This window comes from Streptomyces sp. SID12501 (genome assembly GCF_010550245.1).
In the GTDB taxonomy this organism is placed as follows: Bacteria; Actinomycetota; Actinomycetes; order Streptomycetales; family Streptomycetaceae; genus Streptomyces.
Genome location: NZ_JAAGLU010001023.1, coordinates 1 through 390, shown reverse-complemented (window position 1 = coordinate 390; position 390 = coordinate 1). Strand labels below are relative to the sequence as shown.

The 390-nt window shown below is 74.9% G+C and carries 1 pseudogene; it reads left to right on the top strand.

The annotated features are described in order from the left end of the window. Positions 1-171: 171 nt before the first annotated feature. Positions 172-390, top strand: a pseudogene (locus G3I71_RS49635) (protease HtpX); the annotation flags it as partial.

Sequence of the window (390 nt, the reverse complement as noted above, 5' to 3'; positions counted from 1 at the left end):
CGAGCTGCCGCAGGGCTGACGTCCCGCGACGCGCCACGAGGGCCCGGACGGCACGCTGTCCGGGCCCTCGTGCGTGCGCGTCCGGGCGGTCGGGAACGTCGCCCCCGCGCCTCGCGTTGTCACGGGTGCGGGCGGCGGAGGGTCGCCGGCCGCGGGGAGGACGAGACTGCGATGGGTCACCGGCACTACAACGGCCTGAAGACGGCGGCGCTGTTCGGCGCGCTGTGGGCGGTGCTGCTCGGCATCGGCTGGCTCGTGGGCGGGCCGCGCTACCTGTGGCTGTTCACGCTCGCGGGCCTGGCGATGACGGCGTACAGCTACTGGAACTCCGACAAGATCGCGATCCGCGCCATGCGTGCGCGGCCCGTGAGCGAGCTCGAGCAGCCCGCG